Source organism: Pseudofrankia inefficax (assembly GCF_000166135.1).
GTDB classification, from domain to species: domain Bacteria; phylum Actinomycetota; class Actinomycetes; order Frankiales; family Frankiaceae; genus Pseudofrankia; species Pseudofrankia inefficax.
In genome coordinates this window covers 3,594,343-3,611,043 of sequence record NC_014666.1, presented here as the reverse complement: position 1 = coordinate 3,611,043, position 16,701 = coordinate 3,594,343, and the positions used below count along the sequence as shown (strand labels likewise).

The 16,701-nt window shown below is 74.3% G+C and carries 11 protein-coding genes; 4 read left to right on the top strand and 7 right to left on the bottom strand.

The features are described 5' to 3' along the window. Positions 1-30: 30 nt before the first annotated feature. The 3 genes from FRAEUI1C_RS14855 to FRAEUI1C_RS36315 form a co-directional block, all read right to left on the bottom strand. Positions 31-963: an ABC transporter ATP-binding protein gene (locus FRAEUI1C_RS14855; RefSeq protein ID WP_013424127.1), complete on the bottom strand. Its 933-nt coding sequence runs from the start codon at positions 961-963 to the stop codon at positions 31-33. A 57-nt stretch (positions 964-1,020) separates the two neighbouring features. After that, positions 1,021-2,559 (bottom strand): ABC transporter permease, encoded by a 1,539-nt coding sequence (locus tag FRAEUI1C_RS14850; protein WP_232425434.1) that lies wholly within the window; start codon positions 2,557-2,559, stop codon positions 1,021-1,023. 281 nt (positions 2,560-2,840) lie between these two features. Further along, on the bottom strand, positions 2,841-5,306 hold the full coding sequence (locus FRAEUI1C_RS36315) for a protein kinase domain-containing protein (RefSeq protein WP_013424125.1): 2,466 nt from the start codon (positions 5,304-5,306) through the stop codon (positions 2,841-2,843). A 483-nt stretch (positions 5,307-5,789) separates the two neighbouring features. Between FRAEUI1C_RS36315 and FRAEUI1C_RS14840 the strand changes: the two genes are divergently transcribed. The 3 genes from FRAEUI1C_RS14840 (at position 5,790) to FRAEUI1C_RS14830 (ending at position 9,266) form a co-directional block, all read left to right on the top strand. Next, positions 5,790-6,503: a GntR family transcriptional regulator gene (locus tag FRAEUI1C_RS14840; protein WP_013424124.1), complete on the top strand. Its 714-nt coding sequence runs from the start codon at positions 5,790-5,792 to the stop codon at positions 6,501-6,503. A gap of 285 nt (positions 6,504-6,788) precedes the next feature. Continuing rightward, a complete protein-coding gene (locus FRAEUI1C_RS14835) occupies positions 6,789-8,414 on the top strand; it encodes an NCS1 family nucleobase:cation symporter-1 (RefSeq protein WP_013424123.1) in 1,626 nt (541 codons plus the stop codon). Between the two features lie 12 nt (positions 8,415-8,426). Continuing rightward, positions 8,427-9,266: an aspartate/glutamate racemase family protein gene (locus FRAEUI1C_RS14830; protein ID WP_013424122.1), complete on the top strand. Its 840-nt coding sequence runs from the start codon at positions 8,427-8,429 to the stop codon at positions 9,264-9,266. Between the two features lie 66 nt (positions 9,267-9,332). Here the strand turns inward: FRAEUI1C_RS14830 and FRAEUI1C_RS36310 are convergent, their stop codons facing one another. Then, positions 9,333-10,994: an NYN domain-containing protein gene (locus FRAEUI1C_RS36310; protein ID WP_013424121.1), complete on the bottom strand. Its 1,662-nt coding sequence runs from the start codon at positions 10,992-10,994 to the stop codon at positions 9,333-9,335. A 698-nt stretch (positions 10,995-11,692) separates the two neighbouring features. Between FRAEUI1C_RS36310 and FRAEUI1C_RS14820 the strand changes: the two genes are divergently transcribed. Then, positions 11,693-11,968 carry a hypothetical protein gene (locus FRAEUI1C_RS14820; protein WP_013424120.1) on the top strand — a complete coding sequence of 92 codons (276 nt, stop codon included), beginning with the start codon at positions 11,693-11,695 and terminating at the stop codon, positions 11,966-11,968. 113 nt (positions 11,969-12,081) lie between these two features. On the opposite strand, the gene FRAEUI1C_RS14815 is transcribed toward FRAEUI1C_RS14820, so the two are convergent. From FRAEUI1C_RS14815 to FRAEUI1C_RS14805, 3 genes are all read right to left on the bottom strand, one after another. Next, complete coding sequence (locus FRAEUI1C_RS14815) at positions 12,082-13,488, bottom strand: AAA domain-containing protein (RefSeq protein WP_013424119.1); 1,407 nt, start codon at positions 13,486-13,488, stop codon at positions 12,082-12,084. A 135-nt stretch (positions 13,489-13,623) separates the two neighbouring features. Next, positions 13,624-15,264 (bottom strand): hypothetical protein, encoded by a 1,641-nt coding sequence (locus FRAEUI1C_RS14810; RefSeq protein ID WP_013424118.1) that lies wholly within the window; start codon positions 15,262-15,264, stop codon positions 13,624-13,626. Beyond that, positions 15,261-16,463 (bottom strand): hypothetical protein, encoded by a 1,203-nt coding sequence (locus FRAEUI1C_RS14805; RefSeq protein ID WP_013424117.1) that lies wholly within the window; start codon positions 16,461-16,463, stop codon positions 15,261-15,263. Before FRAEUI1C_RS14805 ends, FRAEUI1C_RS14810 begins: the two co-directional genes overlap by 4 nt. Positions 16,464-16,701: the final 238 nt, after the last annotated feature.

Here is a 16,701-nt window from a genome sequence, read left to right as displayed (position 1 = left end):
CGCCGGTCCCGCCGGCGGGCCACGCGGGGATCAGGCCGACGTCTCCGGGTCCGGCTCGAGGGCGGCCGACTCCACGGTGACCGGCTCGGACGGCGCCACGGCGTCCGCGTCACGCGTGGCCGGCTCGACCGCGGCTGGTTCGACGGCTGCCGGCACGGGCGGTGCCACCGCGTCCGCCTCGACGGCGGCCGGCTCGACGGCGGCCGGCTCGACGGCGGTCCGCTCCGCCGGCCTGGACCAGGCCGTCGCCTCGTCGGCGGCCGGGGCCGGCCGAGTGGCGGCGTTCTTGCCGGGGCCGGCCTCGCGCAGCGCGCCGCGGGTCAGCTGCAGCCGCCGCTGCGCCCGGCTGGCGACCTGGGAGTCGTGGGTGACGATCACCAGGGTCAGCCCCTGGTCGCGCCACAGCCCCTCCAGCAGCGCGACGATCTCGTCGCGGGTCTCCTCGTCGAGGTTGCCGGTCGGCTCGTCGGCGAGCAGCACCTTCGGGTTCTTCACCAGGGCACGGGCGATCGCGACGCGCTGCTGCTGGCCGCCGGACAGCTCCGCCGGCCGGTGGGCCGCCCGGTCGGCCAGTCCGACGGAGGCGAGCGCCGCGGCGGCACGCTCCCGGCGCTGGGCCTTGCGGATGCCGAGCGGGACGAGGGCCGCCTCGACGTTCTCCTGCGCGGTCAGCGTCGGGATCAGGTTGAAGCCCTGGAAGACGATGCCGACCTCGCTGGCGCGCAGCTTCGTCAGCCGGGCGGCGGATGCCCTGGCCAGGTCCTGGTCGCCGAGCAGGACCGAGCCGGCCGTCGGCCGGTCCAGCGCGCCGAGCATCTGCAGCAGCGTCGACTTGCCGCCCCCGGTCGGGCCCTGGATCGCGACCAGCTGGCCGTCGTCGATGGTCAGGTCGACGCCCTGCAGGGCGTCGACCCGCTTCTTGCCGTTCGAGTAGGTCTTGCTGACCCCAGTGAGCTTGTACATGTCGTCTCTTCTCGCATCCGGTGTCTGGCGGCGTCCGGTGGTCTGGCGGGGCCGACGTCAGTCGAGGCTGCGCAGCGCGGCCGCCGGACGCAGGCGGGAGGCCCGCCAGCCACCGAAGACGCCGGCGAGCAGGCCGCCGAGCACCGCGAGCCCGATGCCGAGCAGGATCACGCTCCAGTGGACGGGCGCGTGCAGGACGACGTCGACGGTGCTGCTCGCGGTCCGGCGCGCCGCGCCACCGGTTCCGGTACCGGCGCCAGTACCCGTGCCGCCGGCCGCGCCGCCGGGGAAGCCGCCCGCGGCGCCACCGCCGAACGGGCCGCCGTAACCGCCGCCGCCACCACCGTTACCGAACGCCGCCCGCCGGGCCGTGTTGGCCGCGCCGGCCGCGGTGCTGGCCGTCGTGCCGGCGAGCTTGATGTGCGACGAGTTGATCCACAGGATGCCGAGCAGCCCGATGCCGAGCCCGACGACCCCGCCGATCAGGCCCTGGAACACCGACTCGGTGCCGACCTGGCGGACGATGCGCCCGTTGCTCCAGCCGATCGCCTTCAGTGTCCCGAAGTCACGGGTACGCCGCGTGACGCCCGAGATGGTGAACAGGATCGCGAGCACGAACGCGGCGATCAGCACACCGATCGACAGCCAGGTGCCGAGGTTCTTCACCAGCGACGACGCGCTCGACAGCGAGCCGGAGATGCCGCTGGCGAGATCGGACTGGGTGTCGACGGTCGCGCTCGGCAGCGCCTTCTTGATCGCGGCCGCGGCGCTGTCGACGGAGCTGGACGACGTCGCCTTCACGTAGACGTTGGTGACCTCGCCCGACAGGCCGGCCAGGTTCTGGGCGACGCCGAGCGGAATGTAGACGTCGGACAGCGTCGTGCCCGAGGTGGTGGCGTCGAGCAGCCCGACGATCTTCATCGCGGTGCCCTTGACGGTGACCGTGCCGCCGACGGCGAGCTTGTTCGTGTCGGCGTAGCTCTTGGACAGCATCGCCACGTCGGCCTTGACGTCCTCGGCGGTGAAGCCGCGCCCGCTGCTGACCGCCGCGCCCGAGAGCGGCCCGAGAGCGGCCGCGCCGGGCTGGACACCCTCGACAGTGGTGCTGGCGATGTTGAAGTTGCCGCCGCCGAAGCCGGTGAACCCACTGTTGCCGCTGACCTGACCGCCGCGCTGGGCCCGGAACTGCCCCCGCAGGTCCTGCAGGCTCTGGCCGGCGAGCTGGCCGCTGAACGTGGTGTTGCGCAGCATCAGCGTCGCCGTCACGTCGGCGACGCCCGCCGTCCTGCTGATCGTGGTGACCGCGGTGTCCTTGATGGCGGCCGAGCCCGGCGCGACCCGCAGGTTCCCGGAGGAGACGTTCGTGGTGGAGCTCTGGGAGGTGCTGCCGGGGGCCTGGCCGGCGAACTGGAACTGCTGGTCGCTGCCCTGGCCGGGCTGGTCGGCCTGGGTCACCGTGATGTCGGTGCCGACCCCGTAGATCGCCCCGAGCACGTTCGACTGCGCGTTACGCACCCCGGAGGAGGCCGCCGTCACAGCCAGGATGAGAGCGACGGCGAGGGCGAGCCCCACCGCCACGATCACAGTCTGCCGCATGCGCCCTCTCAGCTCGCGGCGGACATACGTCAACAGCATGGGTCTCCCTGGGAGGTACGTGGTCCGGGGCGCCCCGCGGAGGACGGAGCGGTCCGGACATTAGGGAGACCGCCTGTGCGATGCCTTAAATGTGGTTTAGCCGCCGTTAAGGCGGGAAAACGTTGCCGTCGCGTTGGGCGATCACCCGCACCACAAGGGAAATGCGGCCCGCGCACGCGAGGATGCCGGCTTCTACGACGGCGTCACCTTCTACTCGGATATGAACTTTCCCGCGCCGAGATTCATTCGGCAATGGTGACGGACTCGATCCGGGCCTCGCTGGCCGGCGGCCCCTCGCTCCCGCCGCCCTCGACACCCTTGCCGACGAGGCGGTCGAGGACGTCGAGGCCGCTCGTGATCCGGCCGATGACCGTGTAGTGCGCGGCCACGGCGGCGAGGCCCGCCGGGGTCGGGTCGTCGTAGCTGATCAGGAACTGGGCACCGTTGGTGTCCGGCCGGCTGGTCGTCGCCATCGCCAGCGTTCCGGGACCGAAGTCGTTGGTGGCGGTGTGCTCGGCGGCGTAGGCGAAGCCGGGCGAGCCCGCGCCGCTGCCTGTCGGGTCACCGCACTGCAGGACCGAGACCATCGCGTCGGGGCCGATCGTCTCGCGCGGGCAGAAGCTGCCGTCGTAGTACCCGGCGGTCGCGAGGTGGTGCAGCGCGTAGACCGCGCAGGGGGCGGCGGCGGCATCGAGTTCGGCGGACAGCGTCCCGTAGTTGGTCCGCACGACCATCGTCGAGGGCCCGGTCGGCACGCTCGTCGCGGCCGGCGGCAGGCCCGGAGCCGGCCCGGCGGCGGCGGTCGCCCAGTAGCGGCAGCGGCCGGCCACCGTCGTCGCGGCGGACGCCGGCACCGTGGTGGCCTTGGCCCCGGCGCCGCCCGCCGTGGTCGGCACCGCGGCGCGGCCCGTGGCCGGCGGCTTGACACTCGTCGGGCCGGTCCCGGGCGCCCCCGAGGAGTCGTCGCCTCGCGTGACGAAGCGGAAGACCAGCAGCGAGGTGACGGCGAGGACGACGACGAGCAGCACGATGCCGGCGGTCAGGCTGGCGGCGGCGAAACCGCTGTGGCGGGCGCGCCAGCCGCCCCTGGCCGGCGGGGCGGGCGGGCGCATGACGGCGAGGGGCCCGGTGTGGCCGGCCGGCGCCGGGCCGCGCGCGGGCGGGGCCGCCGCGCCGGTGGGTGGGCCGGCCGGCCCCCGCGGCCCGGCCGGCATCCCCGCGCCGGCCGCCCCCGGTGCCCGCACCGCGCCCGGCGGCAGGGACGTCAGAGGTGGCCTCGACGCCACGGGCGCCATCGGGGGCGGGGCTGGCATCGGTGGTGCGGCCGGCATGGAGGGTGCGGCCGGCATGGAGGGTGCGGCCGGCATGGAGGGTGCGGCGGGGTGTCGCAGGCCGGTCGGCATCGGCGCGGCCGGGCGGCCGAGGACCGGGAGCGAGCCCACCGGCGGGCCGGCCGGCGGCGGCCACTGGGGCGCGGGCCACGGCGCGGGAGCCAGCCCACCCGGCCCGACGGGCGGCAGCGGCGGCCGGGCCCCGGAGCCCGCGCCGGCCGGAGCCGAGGGCATCGCCGCCGGCGCCAGGTGGGGCGCAGGCGGACCCGCGGCGGGTCCTGGGCGGAGGGAAGAGGGAGCGCCTGGCGCGCCGGGTGCCGGCGGCGAGACCGTCGGTGGCGGCGGGAGGTAGGCCCGGATCGGCCAGTGCCGGTCGAGCGCGTAGGCGACGCCACGGGCCAGTTCGCCGTCCGAGCGTTCGCTGTCCGGCCCGCGGCGGTCGGGCCTGCCGACGCCGTCGTCCGAGGTCCCGGCCGCCTCGGCGGGCCCGCCGTCCGCGCCGCGGGCCGCGACGAGATGGGCGTCGGCGCCCTGGCTGGCACCGCCGACGCCGGCGGCCTCGGCGGCCCACTGGGCGCCCAGGAGGAGCCGCAGCAGGCGGCGCACCAGCTCGGCGGCGTCGGGCCGGGTCGCCGCGTCCTTGCGCAGCGTCTCCTCGACGAGGCCGGCGAGGTCCTCGGGAATGCCGGCCAGGTTGGGCGGGTCGTGCCGGACCCGGAAGAGCACCGCGTCCGTCGGGCCGGCGCCGAACGGGGTACGCGCCGTCGCCGCGTAGGCGACCGTGCAGCCCCAGGCGAAGACGTCGGCGGGCGGGCCGACGACCTCCAGGCCGTTGAGCTGCTCGGGACTCATGTAGCCGGGGGTGCCGACCGGAGTGCCCACCCTGGTGAGCACGGTGACGTCGGTGGCGTCCGCGATCCCGAAGTCGACGACCTTCGGGCCTGCCTGCGTGAGCAGCACGTTGCCCGGCTTGAGGTCGCGGTGCACGACACCGGCGCGGTGCACGGCCAGCAGCGCCTCCGCCAGGCCGAGGGCCAGGGTGCGCAGCGACGGGCCGACGATCGGCCCGTTGCGCAGGATCCAGTCAGCCAGGGTCGGGCCGGCCAGGAACTCGGTCGCCAGGTAGGGCGGGTACCAGTCGGGGTCGGCGGCGTAGACGCGGGCGGTGCACACCCCGCGGACCCGGCGCATCAGCTCGATCTCGCGCCGGAACCGGGCCCGGAACTCGGCCGAGTCGGCGAGCTCGGACCGGATCACCTTGACCGCGACCGGGGTGGGCCCGAGCAGCCCGTAATAGACGATGCCCATTCCGCCGGCACCGATCCGCGCGGTCAGCGTCGTGGGCCCGAGCCGCACCGGCAACGCGATGTCCTGCACGCGACCGCTCTCCGATGCTGTCTAGGCCCGCCAATATCAAGGCCCGCCGCTGTCCCGTCTCGCCCCGGCGCGTCACCGCTCCGCTGCGTTCGGACCCGCTATGCCCCGTTCCGCCGCCAGACTACCGTCGGCGCGCCCGCACGGCCCGGGGGCGGCCGGGTCATCGCCGGCCCAGCGTGAATCCCCGCACGCACCCGGAAAGGCCGCCCGCCCCGCCCGGAACCGGCGCCCCATAGCGCTCTCGCCCATCCATGGCGGCACAGGCCCCGGCACGTTACCGCCGCCGCGACGGGGCACGGCTCCGATGTCAAACAGGCGATATCGCCGGGGCGACTGTCCGAAACAGACAACGACTATCGTCGCGGCCCATCCGGGCCGTATCGGCGGCGGCGGGCGCTCGGCGGCGACGGCGCCCGCCGGTCCCCGGGGCGTGTCCGGCGGGCGGGAAGTGAGCGGGACAGCCCGAGCGGAAGGGCGGACGAGATGCGGAGCCTGCGGCCGAACGCGAGCTGGATCGCGTCGCTGACCACCAACACCCAGGACGTCGGCTCCCTGCGCGAGGCGATTCTGCGGGACGTGAAGCGGGTCATCCTCGATGGCGCGGCCGCGCCCGGCTCGACGGTTCCGGTCGACGAGATCGCCGCGCATTACCAGGTCAGCCGGATACCGGTCCGCGAGGCGCTGATGAGCCTCGTCGGAGAGGGCCTGGTCACGCATCGGGCCCGCGGCGGCTACACGGTCGCGACGCTGACACCCGCCGAGATGCGGGAGTTCTATCTGGTCCGGGAGGCGCTGGAGGCCGCCGCGCTTGCCGCGGCCGTCCGGCGCGCGACGGCGTCGGACGATGCCCGCGCGCTGGCCGCGCACGAGGCGATGGCGAATGCCGTGACGGCGGGCGACTCGCGCGGCCATCACCGGGAGAGCCGGCGATTCCACCTGGCGCTGGTGAACGCCTCGGGGATGGCCAGGCTGGGGCATATGTACGAGTCGGCCTGGAACGTGACCGAACCCGCCCGACCGATGGACTACGCCTCCCGGGACGCCGTCGAGGCGCTGGTCACCGATCACGAGCGGATGCTGCGCGCGTTCATTGCCCGGGACGGCGAGGAACTCCTCGCCGCGTCACGGGTGCACCATTCCCGGCTACAGACGTTCATCGCCGCGCTGCCGGCGGAGCCCGGCCGATTTCCCGCCTGAGGACACTTCTCCCGCGCCGGGCGAACGAGCACCGCGAGCGTCCAGGCCAGATATATCTGTCCGGTCACTCCGGTGAAACAGCGCGAGCCTAGCCTCCTGAGGGAAGGCCCGGCCGGCTTCCGAACGACTGTCCGCACCCGCGTATTCAGCCCCCGCCCCCGTCTTTCTCCCTTTCCCCGGGCGCCCGCACGCGCGGTTGTTCTTCTTTGCGCGCGTAGAAACAGGCCCCGGCCCGGGGGAATCCGCCAGACGGGCGGCCAGTCGACGCGACCCGCAGGAGTGACAATGACCGAGTTCACCGCCGTGCCCGGCGTGGCGCCGGGCCTGGCCGCAGGCAACGAGGACCTCGTCGAGGCCGCGGGCCGGCCGATCGGCTCGGGCCTCGTCAAGCCCGGCTACGACCCGAGGCTGGCGAACGAGGACCTGGCGCCGCTGCGGCGGCAGTCCTGGTCCTGGTACAACATCTTCGCGTTCTGGATGTCCGACGTGCACAGCGTCGGCGGCTACGTGACCGCGGGCAGCCTGTTCGCCCTCGGCCTCGCGGGCTGGCAGGTGCTGGTCGCGCTGGTCGTCGGCATCACGATCGTCAACTTCTTCTGCAACCTGGTCGCCCGGCCCAGCCAGCAGGCGGCCGTCCCCTACCCGGTCATCTGCCGGGCGCCCTTCGGCGTGCTCGGCGCGAACGTGCCCGCCATCATCCGTGGCCTGATCGCGGTCGCCTGGTATGGCATCCAGACCTTCCTGGCGTCGTCCGCGCTCGACGTCGTGCTGGTCAAGCTCTGGCCGGGCCTCGCGCCGTACGCCGACGTGCACCAGCACGGCTTCCTGGGCCTGCCGACGCTCGGCTGGGCGAGCTACGCCATGCTGTGGGTGCTGCAGGCGGCGGTGTTCTGGACCGGCATGGAGACGATCCGCCGGTTCATCGACTTCTGCGGCCCGGCCGTCTACGTCGTCATGTTCGCGCTCACCGGCTACCTGCTCTACAAGGCCGGCTGGGGCGCGCTCAGCCTGAACCTCGGCGGGAAGCACCACGGGTCGACGGTGTCCATCATGCTGGGCTCGATCGCGCTGGTGGTCTCCTACTTCTCCGGGCCGATGCTCAACTTCGGCGACTTCGCCCGGTACGGCAGGAGCTTCAAGGCGGTGAAGACCGGTAACCTGCTCGGTCTCCCGGTGAACTTCCTGCTGTTCTCGGTGCTCGTGGTGTTCACCGCCTCACTGACCATTCCGGTCTACGGCGAGCTCATCACCGACCCGGTGCAGACCGTCGCCCGGATCGACTCGACGACGGCCATCATCCTCGGCGCGCTGACGTTCACGATCGCCACCATGGGCATCAACATCGTGGCGAACTTCATCTCGCCCGCGTTCGACTTCTCGAACGTCAGCCCGCAGCGGATCAGCTGGCGCGCCGGCGGCATGATCGCGGCCGTCGGGTCGTTTCTCATCACCCCGTGGAACCTGTACAACAACCCCGACGTCATCCATTACACGCTGGAGACGCTGGGCGCCTTCATCGGGCCGCTGTTCGGCGTCCTCATCGCCGGCTTCTACCTCATCCGCAAGCGGGTCGTGGTCGTCGACGACCTGTTCACGCTGGAACCGACCGCGACCTACTGGTACCGCAGGGGCGTGAACCCACCGGCGGTCATCGCGACCGCGCTCGGCGCCGTGCTGGCCGTCATACCGGTGGTGGTGCCGGACTCGGCGGTGCACTGGATGGGCACGGTGGCCCAGTACAGCTGGTTCATCGGCATGGGCATCGGCCTCGTGACGTACTACCTGATCGGCAGCCGTTCCGCGATCACCGCGACCTCGCTGCGGCCGGTGACCGACCACGCCGACCCGGCGCTCGCGACCATCCCGGCACAGCCGGCGCCCGAGGGCGCGCCGGTCTCGCCGGAGGTCTAGCCGAGCCCGGCGATGACACGCGCGAGCGCGAGCACGCCGCGGCCCACCCTGACCCAGGGGGCCGCGGCGGCCACGCCGGAGCCGGCGCCCGGCCTGCCCAGGCGGGCCGGGCCGCTCCTCACGCTCATCAACCCGAACTCGTCGGCGGCGATGACCGCGCTGGTCGGTGCGTCGGCGCGGCTGGTGGCCGGGCCGGACACCCGGATCGAGGCCGTCAACCCGCGGATGGGGCCCGCGTCGATCGAGAGCCACTACGACGAGGCGCTCGCCGTCCCCGGCGTGCTCGCCGAGATCGCCCGCGCCGAGGCGGCGGGCAGCGCCGGCTACGTCATCGCCTGCTTCGGCGATCCCGGGCTCGACGCGGCGCGGGAACTGGCCCGCGGCCCCGTCGTCGGGATCGCCGAGGCGGCGATGCACACGGCGAGCCTGCTCGGCCGGTCGTTCAGCGTGGTCACGACCCTGGGCCGGACCCGCGGGCGGGCCTGGGATCTCGCCGACCGGTATGGGGTGCGGGTGCTGTGCCGCAGCGTCCGCGCCTGCGAGGTGCCGGTCCTCGAGCTGGACACCGACCCACTGGCGAGGTCCAGGATCCTCGCCGAGTGCGGCGCGGCGGTGGAGCGGGACGAGGCGGAGGTGATCGTGCTCGGGTGCGCCGGCATGGCCGAGCTCTGCTCCTGGCTGACCGGTGAGCTGGGTGTCCCGGTCATCGACGGCGTCGCCGCCGCGACCGTGCTCGTCGAGGGCCTGGTCAGGCTCGGGCTGTCAACGAGCGCCCGGGGTGAGTACGCCCCTCCCCCGCGCAAGCCCTATACGGGCATCCTCGCGCCGTTCGGCCTGGCCGAAGGCCCCTGATCCCACCAGTCCCCGGCTGGGTTGCGCACGGGGAGGGTGCCGACCGCGGCCACGGCGCTGTGGCCGTTACGCGCCGGCCCGGCTGACCAGGCCGGGTGCCGCGGCTACCGCGACCTCGACGACGAGGGCCGGGTTTCCGGTGATCCAGGCATGCAGGTGGCTCACCTCGTCGCCTGACAGCTCCATCCGGGCGTTCTGGCAGAGCAGGACGGCGTTGTCGGCGAACGAGCTGGCGAGCGCCTGGGCGTCGTCACCAGGCTGCGGCGGCCGGCCGGCGTAGAGCAGGCCGTTGAGGACGAAGTTCACGGCGCCGCGGCCGATGTGCTCGCCGCGTTCGAGGCAGCGGTCGCGGACCGCGCGCGAGGTGCCGGTCCGGTTGAAGCCGTGAGCCGTGACCTCGGCGGCGAGCTCCTCGAACAGGGCTCCGAACTCGTGCGAGCTCAGCCGCGGAATGTCGGTGACCTGGGAGATCCGCGCGATCAGCTCGGCATGCGGGGCGGCCGGATCGCCCTGGCCGGCACCGCCGGGCTGGCTGCCGGCGGGCAGAGTGTGCCTCGCCGGGTCGTACAGGTACTCGGGGGCGGCGGAGATCGCGATCCCCGGGAGGTCTACGAGCGCGAGCAGCTTCTTGAACGAGCCGGTGCCGGCCCAGCCTTCGGTGATCTCCGGGCCGAGCTGGGCCCGGACCAGCTGGGCCGCCGATGCGAGGGTGATCGGCCGTTCCGAGACGGTGACCAGCTCGCGGACCTGTTCCGCGATGGCGTGGCGCAGACGATTGTCCTGCGTGCTAGGCGGCGCGGGGAAGGGCGGGGCAACCGCCGGGCCCGGTCCGGTCGCGGGGGCGACCGCGTTGCCAGGGGCAGCCATGGCCGCAGGGGCGGTGGAGTCCGGGGGCTCGGGTGAGGTCGGGGCCCCGGCGGCCGCGCGTCGGAGCGGTAAGGCGTCGTTCGTGGCCGGGTCGTCGGATAAGGACCGCGCCGGCAGCTCCGTGAGGCGGCCGGACCGACTGGCGACCCCGTCGGGGGACAGCTCGCCGCAGGCCACCGGCTCCGACGCGCGGGCGGTATCCGTGCCGTCGAGAGAGAGATCCGCGGTGGCGGCTCCGCCGGCCTGGCCGAGGGCCGGCGCGCCTGCGAGGTGGGCGCCGTTTCCGGCCTGGTGGGTGACCCGCGGTTCGAGCGTCAATGCGTCGTCGATGAAGGCGTCCTCGCCGACGACGTGGTCACAGGCCGCGCGAAACGCCCGCGCCGATGGTCCGCTCGTGATGATGACCGTGCGGCGGTCGTGGGCCCGTAGCCGCAGCATCACCGGCGTGTAGTCCGCGTCGGCCGACAGGAGGATGACCTCGTCGAACCGGGTCGGGTGGCCGAGGATGTCAAGGACGTCAATGACGATGTGAATGTCGGCCGAGTTCTTGCCGGCGGCGGTCAGCGGCGGGCAGTCGACCACGTGGAAGCCCGCGCGGGTGAAATAGGCGCGATACCGTGCCGAGCTCACCGGATTGAGGTAGCAATACCGGATCAGCAGGTCGCGGCGGAAGTCGGTGGCGCCCAGCGCCGGATAGGCGAGCGTCTCCAGCCAGCTGAGCCAGCACTGAGGGTTGACCGCGAACCGGTTCGCGGCCGCGGCGTCGAGCCGTTGCAGCCCCATGTGGATGTTCTCGAAGTCGACGAAGAGCGCACTACGGACCCGTAATGCGCTCTGCTGACCCCCGCCCGACGCGCTCATGGCGGCTATCGTGCCGGATCTAACGTCCCGGACCAAGCACTACGGCCCCTGGTCCTGGGTCCAACGATCCGGTCGGCACGCACCGTTGCCCAATGGTCACTCACACGCGCGAGCAGGCTCTTCGATCCACCTCGTGCCCGCTCTGTGTGACCTGGATAACACACTGCCACACGGCCGCGCTCCGCGGTCCCCCAGCGCAGCCGCGCCCTCAGTCCTCACCTCCGCCCCGCGAGCACTCCCGTCGTCGTCGGCCGCGGGGCCGGGCACCCCGCGCGGGGCCGCCCACGGGCCAAGGCAGCCGCCGAGGCCGATCGCCTCGGATCAGCCGATGACTTCTCACCCGGCGGGCCGTGATTTACACCCCCGGTTGTCCGGTTCGGCCACGCGGGCTATGGTTCGCCGCGGCGCCAGATTCGACCGGTGGACACAATCCCAGGCGAGCTGGTGAAGCCACCGCGGCCGCACGCCGGCGGACCGACTGACGGCGTTGGACGCCGCTGTTCCGGGACGCGGCATTCAGCTCCTGAATCGGCCTGCTTGCCGTTCCCGAAACCATTCCACCGGAACCACCTCACACGCGTGCACTGGCTCTCCGGCGCCGAGCCTGGGAAACGGCGGGGCCGCCGGCGACCTCGCGCGCCGAGGTGGTCCTGCTTGGCGCGCAATCAGAAATCGACGACGTTCTCCCAGGAGGCGAGATGTCCAATGGCCGTGCTGACCGCCGTGGCGTCGGATTGCTGTGGCTGGTCGCCGCGGTCGGCACCGGCGCGGTGATCTGGGCCGCGTGCACCGACTCCGGCGCCCTCTCCTACCGCACCTGCACGGCGGCGCCCGCGGCGACGTCGCCGCTGATCGCGGCGCCCGAGGCCGGCCTCGCCGCCACCGCGGTGGCGCGGGCCTGGCCGGTGCCACGGATGCCACCCGGACCGGACCGGCCAGCCGCGGCGCCAGGTGTCCTCGCATGCGCCGGCTGACGGGAGGCCCCGCGCGGGCACGGCGCGTACGACTCCCCCAGGTTCTCCGACGGCGACCGCGCCTGCCCGCCTGGCCGGATCGGCCGCGCGGGCGGCGCTGGCCGCCGGCGGCGTCACGCCTGGACGGCGTGGCGTTCCAGATGGGCGAGGACGGTCTGGTTCGCGGCCCAGCCGTCCGGGAAACGGACCGGCTCGTCCAGGTGGACCGAGCCGCTGGACGGATGGGCGTCGAGCAGGTCGCGGATGCCCGCGCGGGCGACGACGACGCAGGCCTGCCGGTGCCTGGAGGCCAGCACGCACAGCCGGCCGGCCTCCAGGTGGAACGCCGTGGCGTCCCGGCGCCCGGACAGCGGATGCAGCACGACGGTGACGTCGTACTCCCGGCCCTGCAGCCGGTTGGCGGTGTCGACGACGACAGCCTCGGCGAGGTCGGCGCCGAGCGCGGCCCGGATCGCCGCGGCCTGGTCGCGGTGGGCCGCGCCGATCGCGACGCGGGCCGCCGTGACCGGATGCTCGCCGCCGGCGCCGTCACGGGAGGTCGCGACGGGGCCACGGGCGAGCAGCCGACGGGCGACCTCGGCGACCGCGCGCACGGCCTCGGCGTCGGTGCGCACGGTGCCACGGGCGGGCAGTTCCAGCAGCCCCCACCCGGTCCGCGCGGCCACGTCCAGCACGTCGTCGACGACGCCGGCCGCCGGTCCGCCGGCCGGCCGCGGCCCGGTCGGCCGGGTGGCGGTGCCGGTGAAGGTGAGACGCCGGTCGCCGGGGCCGTTGCCGGTCCGGAAGCCGGTGAACGGGTAGAACGCGTCCGCCACCACCCGCTCGGCGCTGCGCGGAAGCCGCCACGACACGGGCAGACGGTGAACGGGCAGGTCCGGGTTGCTGCGCAACAGCACGGCCACGGCGCTCTGCATGGGGTCCCAGGTCAGGCCGCGCCAGCGATCGTTCTCGACGGTCGAGAACGGGTCGAGCTGGCCGGGGTCGCCGACGAACAGCGCCCGTTCGAAGCGCGTGGCGATCGCCAACAGGGCGTCCGAACGCATCTGGTAGGCCTCGTCGACGATCGCGAACCGCCAGGCGGCGTCCTTCACGTAGGCCCACTTGGCGGCGGTCGCGACGGTGACCCGCGGTTCGCCCAGCGACTTCATGTCGGTGCCCACCGTGACGTTCGGCAGGCCGTCGATCCGGGGCGGCGGCACGTAGCCGGCGCGGCCGAGCCGGCCGACCCGGAGGTCCGGCGCCTGGTCGAGCAGCGTGCGGGCCAGCTTCTCGACCAGGTCGTCCACCTGCTCGTTCGTCTGTGCGACGATCATCAGCGGCTCGTCGGCCAGGGCGAACTCGGTCGCCGCCCGCACGACCAGCGTCGACTTCCCCGCCCCCGGCGGGGAGTCGACGACGACCCCGCGGTGCCGGCCCGACCGGAAGTCGGCCAGGATCTCCTCGGTCGCCCGGTCGGCCGCCGCCTTCGGGTCGTCATCCCCGCCGGCCCTCGGCGCCGTCACCCGCTCACCATCCGTCACCTGCGCCGCCGCTCCTTCCTTGCCAGGACCGTGCCACCGCCGGCCACCCCGCGCGCTCCCGGGCCGGCCAGGCTCCCGCCGGCGCCTCGCCGGGACGGACCGCGAACGGGGCGGGCACCGGGTCCGGCACCCGGATCACTCCCAGCGTTCCCGGACGTCGTCCTCGGTGGGCTCATAGGGGCTGGGCGGGCCACCATGGGTCCACGGGGTGTCCTCCGGCGCCGGCAGCCCGGCCGAGAACATGCCGTCCGACAGCAGGCTGGTGTAGCTGAGGGTCTCGCCCTCGGCGGGGACCGAGCCCGGGGGCGGAACCTTGGACCTCCCCATCCCGCCACTGAGCTCCAGCGTCACCAGCAGCCCGTCCGCGGCCGGCCGGACATCGACGATCTCGCCGAACTGGCCACGCCGCGCCGGCGACTCGACCTTCGCGCGCGGCGCGAGGCGGACCGGGTCGACGGTCAGTACCTCGACCAGGGGCCGGGTGACCGGGGTGCCGCGGCTGTTCGCGATCCGGCGGTCACGTTCGACGCCGACGACCTGGCCGACGAACGCCTCGCCGGTCACCCGCTGGTTCGCCAGCACCAGCGGGTCGTCGAAGGCCTGGTCGGCCTCGTAGCCGGCGAGCTCACGCTCCAGCACGGCGAGGCGCCGGGCGGCGGCGACGGCACCGTCGCGCCGTGCCTGCGGCAGCCCGCCGTCCTCGGCGGCCAGGTAGGCGACGTAGGAGCTGAACCTGGCCCGGTCCTGCTCCCAGCGGCGCGCCACGGAGGCGCCGGGCGGCAGCGCGCGCAGCAGGTCGACCGCCCGCCACATCAGGCGCCAGGTCGGTTCGAGCTGACCGCGCAGGACGTCGGCCACCGCGGCCTCGGCCCTGGCGACCCGCAGGTCCTCGGGCCCGCCGCCGGTCGTCGCGGCGGACTGGGCGACGGCCTCGTCGTAGGCGCGGATCGCGGGCGCGAGCACCCGGTTGTCGAAGCCCGGGTCCGTCGTCGGCCCGGCCGGCGGCCAGCGGGCCGGATCCTCGGCCAGCCGGGCGGCCTCGGCACCCGTGCATCCGGGCGGCGGGTCGATCCAGGCCAGCAGCGCCGCCAGGTTGGCGTCCTCCAGCGCGCTCTGCCCGGTAGCCCAGTGCTTGGCCAGCGCCTCCGTCATCGCCACCAGCGCGGACGACCCGGGATGCTCGGCTCGCTGGGCGAGGAACGTCAGCCAGCGGCCCAGCAGCGGCACGCCGGCCGGGACGGCGTACTCCCCCACCGTCGAGCGGAACCGCGTCGAACGGCCGAACAGCCGCACGAAGTCGGCCCCGGCCCGGTTCGGCACGAGCAGCTGGGGCGCGTCCAGGAACCTCGTCGCCTCGGCGAGCTCACCGGCCGCGGCAGCGGCGGCGGCCTGGCCACCGTCGTCCGGGGCAACGGTCGCCGCGGCACCAGGTTCGGTCACCGTCGCGGGTGGCGTCCGCGCGGCCTTCGGCGGCTTCACCGGCTCGGAGCCGGCGGAGGCGCACCGCGCCACCTCGGCCAGCAGCACGGCCGCGAGCTCGTCGGCGAAACGGAACCGACGGGACCGGTCCCGTGGCTGCGGAACGACCAGCAGCACCGGCCGGTCCACGGCCGTGCCGACCAGCGCCGCCAACGGCGCGTTCGCCTCGCCGGCCATCGTCAACGGCACCAGGACCAGCGGCGACTCGGACAGGTGCAGATGGCGCACCGAGGCGACCGGCTGCGCGACGCCGACCGCCGCGGCCCGCGCCCGCGCGTACGCACCGATGGCGCTCACGGCCCGCCCTCCCGCGGCGTCGGACCGGGCCGCGACCGCGCCGGCAGGCTGGCGAGCACCTCGGCGTAGACCCGGGCCGTGGTACGCAGCCTCGCCGCGGCCTCGGCCTGGTCGTCGTCCGGCGCGCGGGTGCCGTGCGCGAGGCCGAGCGCGTCGGCGACGGTCTCGACACCGCCCAGCTCCTCGCGGACCCCGACACCGAGGGTCGCCGTACGCCCCGCCGACTCGTGCCGGCAGAAGAAGGCCAGCTCGCAGGTCGAAAGGCAGCCGGGCGCGTAACGGGCCGCTAGTTTCCCCAGCGCGCCGGTCAGGGCCGCGGCGTCGAGCACCGGCACTCCGGCGTCGTCGACGGCGAGATCGAGGCGCAGGTCGTCGGGGAGCGCGTCCAGGAGGGAGTCGATCCGGGTCAGCCGTGCCAGCTGATGTTCCAGGATCAGCAGCTGCCGACGGACGTCGACCTTCGTCGCGATCGGTGTGTTGGAGAAGTCCTTCGGGCAGACGAGCACCACCTCGTAGGCGACCGCCTCGGCCCGGCCGAGCAGCCGCCGCAGCGCGAGCACATAGACCGCGGCCTGGATCGCCGCGGCGGCGACCTTCTCCCCGTCCGCCTGCCCGTCGATCACCGGGAAGGACTTGATCTCGACGATGTGACAGACCCCGCCGGGCTGGACCGCGACCAGGTCCGGCTCCAGCGACACCTCCTGCCCGGCGACGTCCAGCCGCAGCAGCGGGTGGTCGAACACGGCTCCGGGGGCAGCCGGATCGGCCGCGGCGTCCCTGGCGGCCTCGGTCAGGGCCGCGACCGAGGCGGCGTGCCGCGCGTCCAGACCTCCCTCCCCCGGGGCCCCGCCGGCCGCGACCTCGCCCGACGCGCCGAGATCCCGGTAGGAGGCCGGGCCGAGGTCAAGGCCAAGCTGGTCGCGCAGCAGCCGGAGAAGCTCGGTGCAGCCGTCGGCCTTGACCTGCTTCTCGAACACGTTGCCGCGCACGATCGCGAAGGGAGACTGCCCGAACCCGGCCGGGTAGCCGACGCGCCCCGCGAGCCCGTCCTTGTCGACCCCCGCGGCGTCCAGAACGGCCCGCCGGCCGCACCCGGGATTGCTGGTCAGCGCGGCGATCGTCCGGGCGTTGTGCCGCCGCGGGCTCACCGCGCCCCGGATCCGCTCCAGCCGCGCTTCCGTCTTGCCTTCGTGCCGCACAACCCGCCCTTCGCGCGCCAACGCCCCGCTACCCCGTCAGCACCGATCCTTTCAGCACCGATCCTGACGGACGGAGGCCGACACCACGCGGGCGCCCCGCCGGTCCGCGGCCGGCCGCCGCCGGCCGAGGCCCGACAGCGGCCCCGACCAGCGGCGACGAGCGGCGGCCCGGACCAATGGCACAAGCGGCGCCGACGGACAGCGGCGACCAGCAGGCAGGAGGACCGGCATCCGCTCC